This window comes from Allobosea sp. TND4EK4 (assembly GCF_900156025.1).
In the GTDB taxonomy this organism is placed as follows: domain Bacteria; phylum Pseudomonadota; class Alphaproteobacteria; order Rhizobiales; family Beijerinckiaceae; genus Allobosea.
The window spans coordinates 31729-48018 of record NZ_FTMO01000006.1 but is presented as its reverse complement, the minus strand read 5'-3'; the positions used below and the strand labels follow the sequence as shown (position 1 = coordinate 48018).

The following is a 16290-nucleotide window of genomic DNA, read 5'->3' as shown; positions in this document are numbered from 1 at the left end:
CCACGCCGATCCAGGACGATGGGATGCCGGAGACAACCGGCACCCATGATGAAACGCCACGATGTCGGGAGGACATGATCATGATCAGCAGACGCCGTTTCGGCACGTTCCTGCGAGCGGGAGCGCTCGCCTTCGCCGGTTCGCTCTCCTTCGCCCATGCGGCCGCGGCCGACACGATCAAGCTCGGGATCGTCGGCCCGTTCTCCGGCCCCTTCGCCCTGCAGGGCAAGAACTTCCAGGCGGGCGTCGAGGCCTGGCTGACGCAGAACGGCAAGTCGGTCGGCGGCCATGAGATCGAGATCGTCTATCGCGACCTGCCGACCGCCAACCCGCAGCAGGCCCGCGCGCTGGCGCAGGAGCTGATCGTCAAGGACAAGGTGCAGTATCTCGGCGGCGTCTATTTCACGCCGGATGCGATGGCGATCACCCCGCTGCTGAAGCAGGGCAACGTGCCGCTCGTCATCTTCAACGCCGCGACCTCTGCGATCATGACCTCCTCGCCGCTCGTGGTGCGCACCTCCTTCACCACGGCGCAGACGACGACCCCGCTCGGCAAGGCGGCGGCCGATCGCGGCATCACCAAATTCGTCTCCGCCGTGACCGATTACGGTCCGGGCGTGGATGCCGAGGGCGCCTTCAAGAAGGCGGTCGAGGCGGCCGGCGGGCAGGTCGTCGAGACGATCCGGATGCCTTTGAACACAACCGAGTTCAGCCCGATCATGCAGCGTATCCGCGACGCCGGCGCACAGGGCGTCTTCGCCTTCCTGCCCTCGGGGCCGCCGACGCTCGGCTTCGTCAAGGCGTTCAGCGACACCGGGCTGAAGCCGGCCGGCGTCAAGCTCTTCGCCACCGGCGACCTGACGCAGGAATCCGACCTGCCGGCGCTGGGCGAGGCTGCCGCCGGCATGATCACCGGTTTCCACTATGCCATCTCCCACGATTCCGAGGTCAACAGGGCCTTCGTGGCGGCCGGCGAAAAGGCCATCGGCGGCCCGGGCCAGCTCACCTTCCCCGCCGTCGGCGCCTATGACGGCATGTACGTCATCGCCAAGATGATCGCCGCCACGGGCGGCAAGCAGGATGCCGAAAAGGCCGTCGAGGCGGTGAAGGGCCTCGCCTGGGAAAGCCCGCGCGGGCCGGTCAAGATCGATCCGGAGACCCGCCACATCACGCAGACGATCTATCTGCGCGAGGTCGCCAAGGACGCCAAGGGCAACTGGATCAACAAGGAGATCCAGAGCTTCCCCGGGCAGAAGGATCCGGGGCTGGCAAAGTAAGCCCGCGCTCGATCGATCGTCATCAGCGTCATTCCCGGGCGCCGCGCAGCGGCGAGCCGGGAGTCTCAGGCAAGAACGGTTCAGGAACCTCCTTGTCACGAGATGCCCGGGCCAGGCCCGGGCATGACGCTCCCCTCCCCGCCTTTCCTCTGGCCCTCCATGCAGACCGCGCTGAGCATCGCCCTGGACGCGCTGGCCTATGGCATGGCGCTGTTCATCATCTGCATCGGCCTGTCGCTGACGATGGGGCTGATGCGGGTGGTGAACCTCGCCCATGGCGCCTTCGCCATGATCGGCGGCTACATCGCCTCCTATGCGGCACGCGATCTCGCCCTCGGCTACGCGTTCGCCATCACGCTCGCGGTCTTGGGCACGGTGCTGATCGCCATCCCGCTGGAGCGGCTGCTGTTCCGGCGTATCTATGATCGCAGCGAGCTTTCGCAGGTGCTGATGACGATCGGCATCACCTTCTGCGTCATCGGCATCACCAACTATGTGTTCGGGCCGACGCTGAAGACGATCCCGCTGCCGGCCGAGCTGGCGCGGCCGGTCGATCTCGGCTTCCGCAGCATCGCCGGCCACCGGCTCTTCGTGATCGCGAGCGGGCTGGTGGTGGCGGGCGGGCTGTGGTTCCTGATCGAGCGCACGGGGTTCGGCATCCGCCTGCGGGCCGCGGTCGAGAACGCTCCCATGGCCCGCGCGCTCGGCGTGCGCACCGAGCTGATCTATGCGGCGAGCTTCGCGCTTGCCATCGGCCTTGCCGCCTTCGGCGGCGTGGCGGGGGCGGAGTTCCTGCCGATCGAGCCCTACTACGCGCTACGCTACATGGTGACCTTTCTGGTCGTGGTCTCGGTCGGCGGGGCGGGCTCGATCGGGGGGGCGCTGGCGGCCTGTCTCCTCCTGGGCTCCATCGACATCACCGCACGCTACCTGATGCCGGAATTCGGCAATTTCTTCTTCTATCTCGCCGTGATCCTGGTGGTCTGCCTGTTCCCGCGCGGCCTGATGGGGCGGGCCAAGGCATGACGGCGCTGGGGCTCAAACCGGACGGCGCCCAGGCGAGGCCGCTCCTGCGGGATCTCGCTTCCATCGCCCTGATCGCGCTCGCCGGCGCCAGCGGCTACTGGCTCTTTCCCGACAATCTCTCCTTCCTGACGCGCGTGATCTCCGTCGCGCTGCTGGTGCTCTCGCTCGATCTCGTGGTCGGCTATTGCGGCATCGCCTCGCTCGGCCAGGCGGCGCTCTATGGTGCGGGCGCCTATGCCGCCGGCATCGCCTGCCTCAACGGCGTGACCGAGCCTTTCCTGCTGATCCTGATCGGGGCCGCGGCCGGCGCCGTCACGGGACTCATGATGGGCGCGGTGATGCTCCGTGCACACGGCCTGCCGCAGCTCGTGCTCTCGATCGCCATCGTCCAGCTGCTGCACGAGGCGGCGAACAAGCTCGCCTGGCTCACCGGCGGCAGCGACGGGCTCTCCGGCATGCTGCCGGCGCCCCTCTTCGGGCTGTTCGAGTTCGATCTGTGGGGCCGGGCGGCCTATCTCTTCGGGCTCGGCCTGCTGATCGTCACCTTCGCGCTCCTGCGCCTGCTGGTGCGCTCGCCCTTCGGCATGGTCTGCCGGGGCCTGAAGGAGGACCCGCTGCGGGTGAGTGCGCTCGGCATCTCCGCCTTTCCCGTGCTGATCCGGATGTTCGCGATCTCGGGCGCCGTCGCCGGCATGGGCGGGGCGCTGGGCGCCATCGCGACGCAGGTCGTGGGGCTGGACAGCGTCAGCTTCGAATTGTCGGCCAATGCGCTCGTCATGCTGGTCCTCGGCGGTCTCGGCCAGCTCACCGGCGCGCTGATCGGCACGGTGGTGTTCATGTCGATCGAGCACGTCATCGCGGCGATCAACCCGTTCCACTGGATGACGTTGGTCGGCGCGATCCTGGTCGCGATCGTGCTCTTCGCCCCGCGCGGGCTGTCCGGCACGCTGGACGAACTCGCACGCCTGCTGCGCCGGGAGGGCCGGCCATGAGCGCCGTGTTCTCGGTCGAGAGGCTGTCGAAATCCTTCGGCGGGCTCAAGGTCAATCACGACATCAGCCTTTCGATGGCGGCGGGCGAGCGGCTGGCGCTGATCGGCCCCAACGGCGCGGGCAAGACGACCTTCGTCAACCTCGTCACCGGCCGCATCCGGCCGAGCCGGGGGGCGGTGAGCCTGGGGGGAGAAGACATGACCGCGGTTTCGGCCGTGGGGCGCGTCAGGCGCGGACTGGTGCGGACCTTCCAGGTGACGCGGCTGTTCTCGGAGATGACGCCGGAAGAGCATATGCTGCTGGCGCTGCTGCAAAGGGCGGGACGGGCGACGCGCATCCTCGCGCGGTTCCGCGGCGACGCGACGCTTCGCGACGAAGCGGCCGACATCCTGGCCACGCTGGGGCTGACGGAGGTAGCCAGGCGCCCCGTCGCCGAGATCGCCTATGGGCAGCAGCGGCTGCTGGAGATCGCCATCGCCATGGCCCAGCGCCCTAAAGTCCTGCTGCTCGACGAGCCGGCCGCGGGCGTGCCCTCCTCCGACACGCCGCTGATCGAGCGGGCGCTGGAGCGGCTGCCGCCCGAACTCGCCGTGCTGATGATCGAGCACGACATGGACCTCGTCTTCCGCTTCGCCAAGCGTGTCATCGTGCTGGCGGCGGGAGAGGTGATCTTCCAGGGTCTGCCCGGCGAGGTCGCCCAGGATGAGAAGGTGCGCGAGGCCTATCTGGGGAGCTATGCCCATGCCGGCCGCTGATCTCGAGGTCCGGGGGCTGAGCGCCGGCTATGGCCGGACCACCGTGCTGGAGGACGTCTCGCTGTCCGTGCCGGCCGGCGGGCGGCTCTCCATCCTCGGCCGCAACGGCATGGGCAAGACCACGCTGCTGGCGACGCTGATGGGGCTGACCCGGCACCATGGCGGGAGTATCCGCATCGGCGGGCGCGATGCAACCTCGCTCGGCACGCAGGCACGGGCGCAGGCGGGGCTCGGGCTCGTGCCGCAGACCCGCGAGATCTTCAAGGGCCTGAGCGTGGAGGAAAACCTCTTCGTCGGCCTGAAGGAGAGGCCGCGCAGCGCCATTGAGGAAGCCTATGCGCTGTTTCCGCGCCTGGCCGAGCGCCGCCGCAATCTCGGCTCGCAATTGTCGGGTGGCGAGCAGCAGATGCTGGCCACCGCACGCACCCTCCTCGGCCGGCCCTCGATCCTGATGCTCGACGAGCCGCTGGAGGGCCTCGCCCCGGTGATCTGCGACATGCTGATGGAGGCCTTCACCCGGCTCGCAGCCAGCGGCGCGATGACGATCCTGTTCGTCGAGCAGCGGCTGGAAAGCGCGCTCGCCTTCGCCGAGAACGTCATCATCCTCGAGCGCGGGCGGATCGCCTGGTCGGGGACGTCCACGAAATTGCGGGCGCAAGGCGAGGTGCTGGAGCGCTATCTCGGCGTGGGCGGGCTGCATTAAGGCTGCGCCGATGCCCCGTCACTCCGGGCTCGCCCCGGGATGACGGGGTGTTTCCGAGCCTGAAACTCCAGCCTCAGATACTGAACCGCGCGCCGGCCCGCGCCAGGCCGCCCGAGATCGCGACCGGCGTGCCGTCGGCGCGCCAGCAGGCGGCGCCGGTCAGCGTCCCGTCCTCCTCGAAGGCGATGGCGTTCATGCCGCCGGCGATGCGCGGGGACCGCACGGTCCGGTGGCCGCGCGCGGCGAGCGCCTGAGCCACCGCCTCGGGAAACGCCTCCTCCAGCTCCAGCACACCGCCTTCCGTCCAGACCCGCGGCGCCTCGACCGCCTCCTGCAGGCTCATGCGGTGATCGATCAGGTTGACGATCGCCTGCAGGGCCGAAGGGAAGATGCGCAACGCGCCGGGCAGGCCGAGCGCGTAGCGCAACCGGCCCTCGCGCAGCACCATCATCGGCGCCATCGAGGTGAAGACGCGCTTGCCCGGCGCGATCGAGAGGGCGCGGCCGGGATGGGGATCGAAGTTGAACATGTAGTTGTTGGCGATCATGCCCGTGCCGGGGACCTGCACGCAGGCGCCGAACAGGCCATTGATCGTCTGCGTCGCGCTGACGACGTTGCCCTCGGCATCCGCGACGGTGACATGGGTCGTGTCGGCGGATTCGCCGCCCGAGAGCCCGGCCGTCCAGCTCCTGGCGCGGCCCATCTCGATCAGGGCGCGGCGCTCGGCGGCATAGGCCTTGTCGATCAGCCTCTCGACCGGCACCTTGACGAAGGCGGGATCGGCGGTCGCGACCGCCCGGTCGGCAAAGGCGATCTTCAGCGCCTCCGCCAGCAGGTGCACCGCGTCGGCCGAGCCGAAGCCGAGCGCGCCGATGTCGTAGCCTTCCAGGATGTTGAGCATCTGGGCGATGTGGACGCCCGAGGAGGATGGCGGCGGCGGGCCGACGATCTCGAAACCGCGATACTGACCCCGGATCGGCTCGCGGGTCTCGGTCCGGTAGCGCGCCAGATCGGCGCGGTCGATCAGGCCGCCATGCGCAGCCATATAGCCGGCTAATTCGCCGCCGAGCGGGCCATCATAGAGCGCCTGCGGGCCCTGCTGGGCGACCAGCCGCAGGCTCTCGGCGTAATCACCCTGGACCAGCCGCGCGCCGGGCTTCAGGGGCGAGCCGCCCGGCAGCAGCATCGCGGCAAGGCCGGCATCGCGGGCAAGATCGCCGGCATTGTCGGTGATGCAGTTGGAGAGATAGGGCGTGACGGTGAAGCCGCGCGACGCGAGGCCGATGGCCGGCTGGAGCACATCGGCCAGGGGCAGCGTGCCGAAGCGCTCCAGCGCCTCGCACCAGCCCTTCAGCGCGCCGGGCACCGCGACCGCCCTGGCTCCGACGACGTTCTCCCGGTCCCGCGTGTCGCGCTGCCTGCCGATCTCGTCGGAGAGGCAGTCATACATCTCCGGCGTCGCGGCGCCGGGGGCCGTCGAGAGGTTGTCGATGACGCGGTGGCTGCCATCGGCGAGGCGGATATGGCTCAATCCCCCGCCGAGGATGCCGACCATCATCGGCTCGACCACCGTTAGCGCGAACAGCGCCGCGACGGCGGCATCGATCGCATTGCCGCCGGCGAGCAGCATCTGGCTGCCGGCGGCGGACGCCAGGGGGTGATTGGTCACCGCCATGCCGCGCGAGCCGCTGGCGGGCTTCTTCTCGCAGCGGAAAGTGGCGGTGCGGGCGGCAGGGGGCAGCATGGTCATGCCTGGCACTTGACCCGGCTCGGGTGTCGCCGTCCAGCCGGCATGGCGGCGCGAGCGCGATGCGCCTGTCGCATGGCGGCGCTCCCGGTGTCGCAGCCGCCGCGAGCGGCGATCGGGACCGCATCCTGTCCGGCGGCGAACGCCAGCGCACCGGCTTCGCGCGCCTGCTCATCCAGAAGCCCCGCCCCATCGTGGTGGACGAGGCGACCTTGGTTCTCGACGACGCCCGCCAGAACGCGCGGCTCAAGCTATTGCCGACGACGAGGGCGGAAAAACGCCGCCCCGAGCGGCCGATACCCCCCGTTTTCCGGCACAGGTTTACCGGTTCGTTGAGGATAGGCCCTAAGCATCTCTTCACGGATTTGCGCCTTAGTCTTGCGCTTCGCTCCAGCAGGAGCGTTCGGGTCTCAAGGATTGAGCGCATGACAGGCCGCTTCTCGCGCTGGTTTGCGGCTTCGGTCGCGGTCATCTGGTTCGGCCTCGCCTTGCCAGCCATGGCTCAGGCCGATGGCTGGACGGTGGCGAAGACTTCGGGAGAGGCCTGGACCGGCTCCGGCGCGCAGCCGGCCTCGCTCTCCCAGCAGGTGCAGCTCAAGCCCGGCGACTCGGTGAGAACAGGGCGCAATGGCCGCGTCCTGCTGGTCAGGGGGCAGGAGACGATCCTTCTCTCGCCGAACTCGGCGATCAGCCTGCCTGAGGCCGGCCGACCCGGCCTGTCGACGGTGATCCAGCAGGCGGGCTCGATCCTGCTCGATGTCGAGAAGCGCAACGTCCAGCATTTCGAGGTCGAGACGCCGTTCCTCGCCGCAGTCGTCAAGGGCACGCGCTTCCGTGTCTCGATCACGGGCGGGACGGCGAAGGTCGACGTCGTGCGCGGCCAGGTCCAGGTCACCGATTTCCGCTCCGGCGAGCGCGCGCTGGTCAATCCGCAGCAATTCGCGCGCTCCTCGACCGCTTCCGCGATCGGCCTGCGCCTGGGCGGCGCGGGCCGGCTCGATTCCGTGATGCCCGGCGCCCCACAGGCGCCCCGTGTCGCGCCGCTCAGCGTGCCGGCCGGCGGGCTCCGCCCCGGCGCCGATGCGGTCCCGCTGCAGCAAACCCAGCCGGCCATCCGAGCCAGCGGGCCTGCAACCCGGCCGACAACCCAGGCCAGCGCAGCCGCAACCCAGCCGGCCGTCCAGCGGACCGCCGGCGGCGGCGCCCGCATCGTGGCACCGATCGGCGAGGTGAAGCTCGACATCCGCAAGCTGACCAATGGAATGGCGCGCAGCGGCGCTCAGGAGGCCGGCAGAGGCCGGGGTCAGGATTGGGCGGCGCGTCTTCAGCCGGGCAATGGCGACAACAGCCGCGGCACCGGCAACAGCGGCACGGCGCCGGCGACGGCAGCGAGCGCCGCGGCGCAGGGCAGTGGGGAAGAGGGCTTCCCGGGTCAGCCGGCGGCTGTCGGCCGCAGCCTCTCGGCGGTCGCTGCCGACGCGGCGGCAAAGGCGGGGTCGGCCAAGACTTCGAACGCGCCACAATCGGCCGGACGCGATGGCCTAACGGGTGCGCCTGGCCAGCAGTCGAACCAAGGCCGGCAGGCGCAGGCAGGCCAGTCGGCCGGGCAGCTCCTCCAGACCGTCTACGGGGGCGTGTCCGCAAGTTCCGGCGGGGAAGGTTCGGATCCTCGCGGCTCGGGCAATGCTCAAGGCAATGCCTTCGGCCTCTACGGCGGCAATGGCGTCGGCAAGGCGCTGGGGCTCAGCAAACGGTAATGCCCCGGCAAGATGCAGATCGGCAGGCCCCACGCCGGACGCCTGCCATCGCGGCGGCTCTCAAGGCGGGCCGCGTGCATCTCCTGTGCCTCTGCATCGTGGCCCTGGTCGCCGCCACCGGGCTTCATGTCCGGCTGCGCGACATGGTGCTGGATGCGCGGTTTCATGCGAACACGCGCGCCCCCGCCGCCGATATCGCGATGGTCGAGATCGACCCCCGCTCGATCGCCGCGATCGGGCGCTGGCCTTGGCCCCGTTCGCTCCATGCCGATCTCGTCCGCAAGCTCGGCGAAGCCGGCGTGACGGAGATCGCCTTCGACGTCGATTTCAGCGCCCGTTCCACCGACGCCGACGATCGCGCCTTCACCGACGCGCTTCGCAAGGCCGGCGGCGGCGTCATCCTGGCGACGTTCCGCCAGGCGGGCGAAACGGCCGAGGGCAAGCCGGCCTCCTATGTCAACCGCCCGCTCCCGGCCTTCGAGAGCAACGCCTGGCAGGGGCTCGTCAACGTGATGCCCGACCGCGACGGCGCGGTCCGTCGCTTCACGTTCGGGGCGACGATCGACGGCGTCTTCGTTCCCTCGATCGCCGCCTTGCTGACGGGCAGGCACGAACCGGCGGCGCCGGAATTCAGGATCGATTTCGGCATCGACCGCCAGGCGGTGCCCGGCGTGTCCTTCATCGACGTGCTGCGGGACGAGCCGGCGGCCCTGGCGGCCCTGAGAGGCAAGAAGGTCCTGGTCTCCGGCACGGCAGCCGAGCTGGGCGACCGCTTCGTCATCCCGAACGGCCACATCATTCCCGGCGCGCTGCTCCAGATCCTCGCGGCCGAGTCCATCTTCCAGAATCGCACCCTGCAGACCACGGCGCCGGCCCTCGCCTTCGCGCTCGCGCTGCTGCCCCTCGGCGCAGCCCTGCTGATGCGCCGCCGCAGGGGCTCCGCCCGGATCGCCGCGGTGATCTGCACGGCGGTGGCAGCGGAGGCCGCCGCCGCCGCCGTGCAGATCGCCTATCCGGTCGCAGTCGACACATCCTTGCTGCTCGTCGCGGCGGCTGCCTGCGCCCTCATCATCCTCGTCGACGAGGTCGATATTCGCGGCCTGTTGCGGCAGGCGGCGGAACGTCGCTTCCACAATGTCGCGATGTCGCTGTCGGACGGCCTCGTCTGCCTCGATGGCGAGGGCCGCATCACCATGGCCAACGAGGCGGCCACGCGGATCTTCGGCGTCGCGGCGGCCGACATCAAAGGCCGTCCCTTCGCGGATCTGCTGGCGCCGGAGGCCGACGCGCCTTCCCTGCCCGGCGCCTCCGGCTTGTTCGAGCCCGGCAACCGGATCGTCGAACAGCTCGGGCGCCGGGCCGGCGGCGAGCTGTTCCCGCTGGAGTCGAGCTGGTCGATCTGGGAGACGCCGTCGGGGCGCCACTATGGCGTCGTGCTGCGCGACATCTCCGAGCGCCGCCGCCAGCAGGAACGCATCCGCTACCTCGCCGAAAACGACGTCGTCTCCGGCCTGCCGAACCACAACCGCCTGATCGCGGCCCTCGACGAGGCGCTGCGCGACGGCCGCCGGCATCGCCTCATGCTGGCGGGGCTGCCGAATTTCGACCGCATGCGCGATCTGGAGGGACAGGATTTCGCCGATGCGCTGGTGCGGGCCGCGGCCGCACGCTTGCGCGCCCTGGCGCCCGACGCCACCCTGCTCTCCCGCCCGGAAAGCGACGAGTTCGCGGTTCTCCTGCAAGGAGACGAGGCGGCCGCCAATCGCCTGGCCGTCCGGATCATCGCCGATTTCAGGTCGAGCCCGCTGGAGTTCAGCGGCCGCACCCTGCGCATGCCGCTCTTCCTCGGCCATGCCGGCTGCGAGGACGCGGCCGCCTCGCAGATCTGGCTCGGCAATGCCCGGTTCGCGCTCGCACAGGCCAGGACGCATGAGCAGGAGGCTCCCGTCGCCTTCGCCATGCCGATGCGCGAGGAGGTCGAGAAGCGCGTCGCGCTCGAAGCCAGGCTGCGCCTTGCCCTGGCGGCCGGCGAGTTCGAGCTGTTCTACCAGCCTCAGGTCGATCTGCGGACACGCGCGATCATCGGCGCCGAGGCGCTGATCCGCTGGCGCCACCCCGAGCGGGGTTATGTCTCGCCGGGAGAGTTCATGCCGGTCGTGAACGGGACCTCCCTGTCCGAGGGCGTGGCGGCCTGGGTCCTGGAGACGGCCATCCGCCAGGCCGCCATCTGGCAGAAGCAGGGCACGCCGATCCGGGTCGGGGTCAACCTCGCGCAGTCGCAATTCGCCGCCGGTTCGCTCGTCGTGGACGTGGCGCGGCTGCTCGATGCCACCGGGCTCGCGCCCGGCCTGGTCGAACTGGAGGTGACGGAGGACATCATCCTGGACGATATCAGCCGCGTCCGGACGATTCTCGCCGCGCTCCGCGATCTCGGCCTGCTCATCGCCTTCGACGATTTCGGCACCGGCTATGGCAGCCTGACCTCGCTCAGGGATTTCCCGCTGGATGTCATCAAGATCGACCAGACCTTCGTGCGCACGCTTGCCCCCGGCACCGAGAACGCCGCGATCGTGGCGGCGACGATCGAGCTGGGGCACGCGCTCGGCCACGGCCTGATCGCCGAGGGCATCGAGGACGAGGCCATCGCCGCCCTGCTGTCGCGCATGGGCTGCGAGGAGGGCCAGGGCTACCTCTTCGGACGGCCGATGCCCGCCCGCGAGCTGGAAGCGAACTGGCTGCGCCGCGCCGCCTAGAGCGCCGGCCTTTCGCTCCGGCTCGGCTCCAGCCGCTTCTCGAACCTGGTCGCCATTCAGGCAGTGCGGCGATTGCCGGGTTTTGTCTGTTCCGATAAGCGGGATGGCAACGGCCATCAGGGCTCGCCTCGCCGAGCCCTGCCAACCCGCATGGATACGCCATGAATGCCACGCCCCAACCCCCCACCTCCGCAGCGCCGGTTCGGCTCGAACGCGACGGGAGCGTCGGCTTCATCGTCATCGACAACCCGCCGATCAATGCGGGGTCGCTGGGGGTGCGGCAGGGGCTCATCGCCGCGCTGGGTGAGCTGGCCGGAGACGCTTCGCTGGCGGCGGGCGTGCTGATCGGGGCCGGCACGACCTTCATCGCCGGCTCGGACCTGCGCGAGTTTTCGGCGCCGCTGGCCGATCCGCAGATGCCGGCGGTGATCGCCGCCATCGAAGCCTGCCCCAAGCCGGTGGTCGCGGCCATTCATGGCGCGGCGCTGGGCGGGGGCTACGAGATCGCCCTGGCCTGCGATGCGCGTGTCGCGCTCGCCGATGCCGTGGTCGGGCTGCCGGAGGGCACCTTCGGGATCATCCCCGGTGCCGGCGGCACCGTGCGCCTGCCACGCCTGACCGACGCGGCAACCGCGCTCGATATCGTCTCGACCTGCCGGCGGGTGAAGGCGCCGGAGGCCAAGGCGCTCGGCCTGATCGACGCGGCCGTGGACGAGCTGCGCCCGGGCGCCGCGGCGTTCGCGCTGTCGCTGAAGGGCGCGAAGCGGCGCCTGCGCGATCTGCCGGCCAAGCCTGTCGAGGCGGAGGCCTTCGAGAAGGCCGCCACCGCCGCCCTCAAGCGCGGGCGCAGCCGCCCCTATGCGCAGGAGCAGGTCGCGGCACTACGCCGGGCCTTCGAGGCGCCTTTCGATGCGGCGCTGGCCGAGGAGCGCGCCGTGTTCCAGCGGCTGCGGCAATCGGATGAATCGGCGGCGCTGCGCCATCTCTTCTTCGCCGAGCGCGAGGCCGCCCGCATCGACGGGCTGGAGGGCGCCAAGCCGCTGCCGGTGAAGAGCGTCGGCATCGTCGGCGCCGGCACGATGGGCTCGGGCATCGCGGCTGCCTTCCTCGCAGCCGGCCTGCCGGTCACCCTGGTCGACCTCAAGCCCGAGCTGCTGGACGCGGCGCGCCAGCGCGTTGCCGGCTTCCTCGCGAAGGCGGCGAAGCCGGCCGCGCTGACGACCTCTTCGGAGCTTGGGGCCCTCGCGCCCTGCGACCTCGTGATCGAGGCGGTGTTCGAGGACATGGCGGTGAAGCAGGACCTGCTGCGCCGGCTGGACGGCATCGTGCGGCCCGATGCCATCCTGGCCTCGAACACCTCCTATCTCGACCTCGACGCCATCGCCGCGGCGACGGCGGAGCCGGCCCGCGTCGTCGGCCTGCATTTCTTCGCCCCCGCCCATGTCATGAAGCTGCTGGAGATCGTGCGCGGTGCGAAAACGGCGCCGGCCGTGCTGGCGAGCGCGCTCAAGCTCGGCCGCGCCCTCGGAAAGGTCGCCGTCGTCTCAGGCGTCGGCGACGGCTTCATCGGCAATCGCATCTACAATGCCTATCGCACGCAATGCGAGGCGATGCTGCTCGCAGGGGCCCTGCCGGAGGAGATCGACGGGGCGATCGAGGCGCTGGGCTTCGCGATGGGGCCCTTCGCCGTCTCGGATCTGTCGGGCCTCGACATCGCCTGGGCAAACCGCAAGCGCAAGCAGGCCGAGACCGGCGACCACAGCGACGTTCCCGTGCTGGAATGGCTCGTCGCGGGAGGGCGCCTCGGCCGGAAGACCGGCGCCGGCTGGTACGCTTACGAGGACGGGCGCAGGTCGCCCGATCCTGCGGTGGCCGGCCTCGTCGTGAAGGCGCGCGCCGAGCGGGGCGTCACCGCGGCCTCGCTCGGCCGCGAGACCATCCAGAACCGCGCCATGGCCGCCATCGTCAACGAGGCGCTGCTGGTGCTGGAGGACGGCATCGCCGCCCGCCCCTCCGACATCGATCTCGTCCTGATCAACGGCTACGGCTTCCCCAGACATCTTGGCGGGCCGCTCTGGTGGGCCAAGACGCAGGACCGGCAGAGGCTGGAACAGGCGCTCCAGGCGTTGCAAGGTCTCAAGCGGCGCGGCGACCTCGCCCGCCTCGATTGAACGAGAGCCGGGCGCATCGTTCTCCGGCGGCGCCCTTCCAGCGGCGCTTCACGCAGGCATTGATTGCCGACGCGACCGTTCCCGCGCGTCGTCGCACGACACGTTCCGGCGGCGTGGCCCGAAACTTGCCGGGACGGATAGAAGATGGCGCCTTCCCGTCTGTGCGGCGGAGCCGGGGTGTGATCTAGTCGCGCGGGGCGACGCGTGAGGGCGCGCGCCGCGAGACGATGGTTCGGAAACGGGAGAACGACGATGACTTCAGCGATGCGCCGCCCCCTTGTGCTCAAGGCCACCGCGGCCTTCAAGGCGACCTTGTTCGCGACGACGGCCGCCGCCGCGCTGACCCTGGCCCCGATGGCCGGATGGGCGCAGACGCCGAAGGCCGGCGGCACGGTGCATGTCGTCGTTCAGCCGGAACCGCCCATGCTGATGCAGGGCCTCAACCAGAACGGCCCGACCAACATGGTCGCCGGCAACATCTACGAATCTCTGCTGCGTTATGACGAGAAGCTCCAGCCGCAGCCTTCGCTCGCCAAGAGCTGGGAAATCTCGCCGGATGCGAAGGTCTACACGTTCAAGCTGCAGGAAGGCGTCAAATGGCATGACGGCAAGCCCTTCAGCGCCGACGACGTCGTCTTCTCGCTCGACAAGTTCCTGCGCGAGGTGCATCCGCGCTGGCGTCCGATCGCGACCAGCCAGGTCGAGAAAATCGAGAAGGTCGACGACCTCACCGTCAGGATCACGCTGCAGCAGCCCTTCGGCCCGCTCGTGCTGTCGCAGGAGGTGGCGAGCGCGCCGATGATCCCCAAGCACATCTATGACGGGACGGATTATCGCGCCAACCCGGCCAACAACACGCCGATCGGCACCGGCCCGTTCAAATTCAAGGAATGGAGGAAGGGCTCCTACATCCACCTCGTGAAGAACCCGGACTACTGGCAGAAGGGCAAGCCGCATCTCGACGAGATCTACTGGCAGATCATCCCGGATGCCGCCGCACGCGCCGTCGCCTTTGAGACGGGCAAGATCGACGTGCTGACCGGCGGCTCGGTCGATGTCTACGACGTGGCGCGCCTCTCCAAGCTCCCCAACACCTGCGTCACCACCAAGGGCTGGGAAATGTTCGCCCCGCACGCCTGGATCACCCCGAACATCGCCAAGGGCGGGCCGCTCGCCAGCAAGCAGTTCCGCCAGGGCATGATGTTCGCGATCGACCGGGAGTTCGGCAAGGACGTGGTCTGGGGCGGGCTGGGCAAGCTGCCGACCGGGCCGATCTCGTCCAAGACGAAATTCTATTCGGCCGATGTCCCGAAATACACCTATGACGTCGCCAAGGCGAAGGAGCTGATCAAGGCCTCCGGCTACAAGGGCGAGCCGCTCAAGATCCTGGCGCTGCCCTATGGCGAGGTCTGGAGCCGCTGGGCCGAGGCCGTGAAGCAGAACCTCACCGATGCCGGAATCAACGTCTCGATCGAGACGACCGACGTGCCGGGCTGGACGCAGAAGGCCAGCAACGGTGATTTCGACCTGACGTTCAACTTCCTCTACCAGCTCGGCGACCCGGCAATCGGCGTGGCCCGGAACTACATCTCGAGCAACATCGTCAAGGGCAATCCCTTCGGCAACCAGGGCGCCTACCGCAATCCCGAGGTGGACAAGCTCTTCGCCGATGCGGCGGTGGCCCCCACGGATGCCGCGCGGCAGGAACTCTACACCAAGGTCCAGAAGCTGCTGGCCGACGAGGTGCCGGTGCTGTGGCAGCTCGAGATGGATTTCCCGACGATCTATCGCTGCAACGTCAAGAACCTGGTGACGACCGCCATCGGCGTCGACGACGGGTTCCGGGACGCCTGGAAGGAGTGAGACGGTCCGCAAGGATCGTGAAGCACGCCCCGTGAACGACTGAACCGGAGCGCACGATCACCTCAACCGTCCCCGGGAGCCGCGCCGCTTCGCTGCGCCCGCGACGACGGCGCTGTCTTGATCGATGCCTGAGGCTTGACTGCATGAACCTCCTCCAATTCCTCTCGGCCCGGCTGGTGAAGGGCGTGCTCGTCCTCTTCGCCATCGCCGTGCTGAACTTCTTCCTGATCCGGGCGGCGCCGGGCGACCCGGCCCAGGTGCTCGCCGGAGAGGCGGGGGCAGCGGACGCGCAATTGCTGGAGCAGCTGCGCCAGCGCTTCGGGCTGAACGAGCCGCTGCTGACCCAGCTCTGGATCTACATCAAGGGCTACATGACCTTCGATCTCGGCTTCAGCTACCGGCAGCAGCAGCCGGTGCTGACGCTGGTGCTCGACCGGCTGCCGGCGACGCTGCTGCTCACCGGCGCAGCCTTCGTGATCTCGCTCGGCCTCGGCGTGGTGATGGGCGCGCTCGCGGCCAGGCGCGCCGGACGCTGGTCGGACAGCCTCATCACCACCCTCTCCCTCGTCTTCTATGCGACGCCGCTGTTCTGGATCGCGCTGATGAGCCAGATCGTGTTTTCGCTGAAGCTCGGGCTCGTGCCGAATGTCGGCTACGAGACCATCGGCGCGAACGATACCGGCCTCGCCCGCGCGCTCGACATCGGCCACCACCTGATCCTGCCCGCGCTGACGCTGGGGCTGTTCTTCACCGCGCTCTATGCCCGGATGATGCGCGCCTCGATGCTGGAGGTGGCTGGCGCGGATTTCGTCAAGACGGCGCGCGCCAAGGGCCTCTCCCCCGGCATCGTCTCGCGCCGGCATGTCGCGCGCAACGCGATCCTGCCGGTGGTCACGCTGGCCGGGCTGCAGGCGGGCCAGCTCGTCGGCGGCGCCGTGCTGACCGAAACGGTGTTCGCCTGGCCGGGCATCGGACGGCTGATGTTCGACGCCCTGCTGCAGCGCGACTACTCGGTGCTGCTCGGCGTGTTCTTCATCTCCTCGGCCATGGTGGTCGGCTTCAACATCATCACGGATCTGGTCTACCGCATCGCCGATCCGCGCATCGAGGCTGCGTCGTGATGGGATATCTCGACACCATGGCGGAGAGAAGCGCGGGGAACCCTCTCCCAAAGGGAGAGGGGACGGCGAGGCGTCGGCCATCACACACCGATGCCGCGAACTCCCCGCAGCCTCGGTTCGCGGTT

Annotated in this window: 11 protein-coding genes; 10 read left to right on the top strand and 1 reads right to left on the bottom strand. The window is 69.5% G+C overall.

Annotation, left to right across the window (positions count from 1 at the left end; translation table 11 throughout):
* The first annotated feature begins 80 nt into the window (after positions 1 to 80).
* The 5 genes from BW981_RS12530 (at position 81) to BW981_RS12510 (ending at position 4753) form a co-directional block, all read left to right on the top strand.
* Positions 81 to 1277, top strand: a complete 1197-nt coding sequence (locus BW981_RS12530; RefSeq protein WP_175624116.1) for an ABC transporter substrate-binding protein — start codon at positions 81 to 83, stop codon at positions 1275 to 1277.
* 159 nt (positions 1278 to 1436) lie between these two features.
* Positions 1437 to 2303, top strand: coding sequence for a branched-chain amino acid ABC transporter permease (locus BW981_RS12525; protein WP_076439899.1), 867 nt, complete (start codon positions 1437 to 1439; stop codon positions 2301 to 2303).
* On the top strand, positions 2300 to 3295 hold the full coding sequence (locus BW981_RS12520) for a branched-chain amino acid ABC transporter permease (protein WP_076439622.1): 996 nt from the start codon (positions 2300 to 2302) through the stop codon (positions 3293 to 3295). The genes BW981_RS12525 and BW981_RS12520 overlap by 4 nt, the downstream gene beginning before the upstream one ends.
* Positions 3292 to 4050: an ABC transporter ATP-binding protein gene (locus BW981_RS12515; RefSeq protein ID WP_076439620.1), complete on the top strand. Its 759-nt coding sequence runs from the start codon at positions 3292 to 3294 to the stop codon at positions 4048 to 4050. The genes BW981_RS12520 and BW981_RS12515 overlap by 4 nt, the downstream gene beginning before the upstream one ends.
* Positions 4037 to 4753, top strand: coding sequence for an ABC transporter ATP-binding protein (locus tag BW981_RS12510; protein WP_076439896.1), 717 nt, complete (start codon positions 4037 to 4039; stop codon positions 4751 to 4753). The genes BW981_RS12515 and BW981_RS12510 overlap by 14 nt, the downstream gene beginning before the upstream one ends.
* A 73-nt stretch (positions 4754 to 4826) precedes the next feature.
* Here the strand turns inward: BW981_RS12510 and ggt are convergent, their stop codons facing one another.
* The gene (gene ggt / locus BW981_RS12505; protein ID WP_244560308.1) at positions 4827 to 6503 is read right to left on the bottom strand and encodes a gamma-glutamyltransferase; all 1677 of its coding nucleotides are present in this window, start codon (positions 6501 to 6503) and stop codon (positions 4827 to 4829) included.
* Positions 6504 to 6925: 422 nt separating this feature from the next.
* Here ggt and BW981_RS12500 point away from each other — a divergent pair, with 422 nt between their 5' ends.
* From BW981_RS12500 to BW981_RS12480, 5 genes are all read left to right on the top strand, one after another.
* The gene (locus BW981_RS12500; RefSeq protein WP_076439618.1) at positions 6926 to 8257 is read left to right on the top strand and encodes a FecR domain-containing protein; all 1332 of its coding nucleotides are present in this window, start codon (positions 6926 to 6928) and stop codon (positions 8255 to 8257) included.
* A 74-nt stretch (positions 8258 to 8331) separates the two neighbouring features.
* On the top strand, positions 8332 to 11010 hold the full coding sequence (locus BW981_RS12495; RefSeq protein ID WP_175624115.1) for an EAL domain-containing protein: 2679 nt from the start codon (positions 8332 to 8334) through the stop codon (positions 11008 to 11010).
* Positions 11011 to 11171: 161 nt separating this feature from the next.
* Entirely contained in the window at positions 11172 to 13181 is a 2010-nt protein-coding gene (locus tag BW981_RS12490) for a 3-hydroxyacyl-CoA dehydrogenase NAD-binding domain-containing protein (protein WP_076439614.1), read from the top strand.
* Positions 13182 to 13535: 354 nt separating this feature from the next.
* A complete protein-coding gene (locus BW981_RS12485) occupies positions 13536 to 15044 on the top strand; it encodes an ABC transporter substrate-binding protein (protein WP_076439893.1) in 1509 nt (502 codons plus the stop codon).
* Positions 15045 to 15187: 143 nt separating this feature from the next.
* A complete protein-coding gene (locus BW981_RS12480; protein ID WP_076439612.1) occupies positions 15188 to 16165 on the top strand; it encodes an ABC transporter permease in 978 nt (325 codons plus the stop codon).
* The last annotated feature ends 125 nt before the right edge of the window (positions 16166 to 16290 follow it).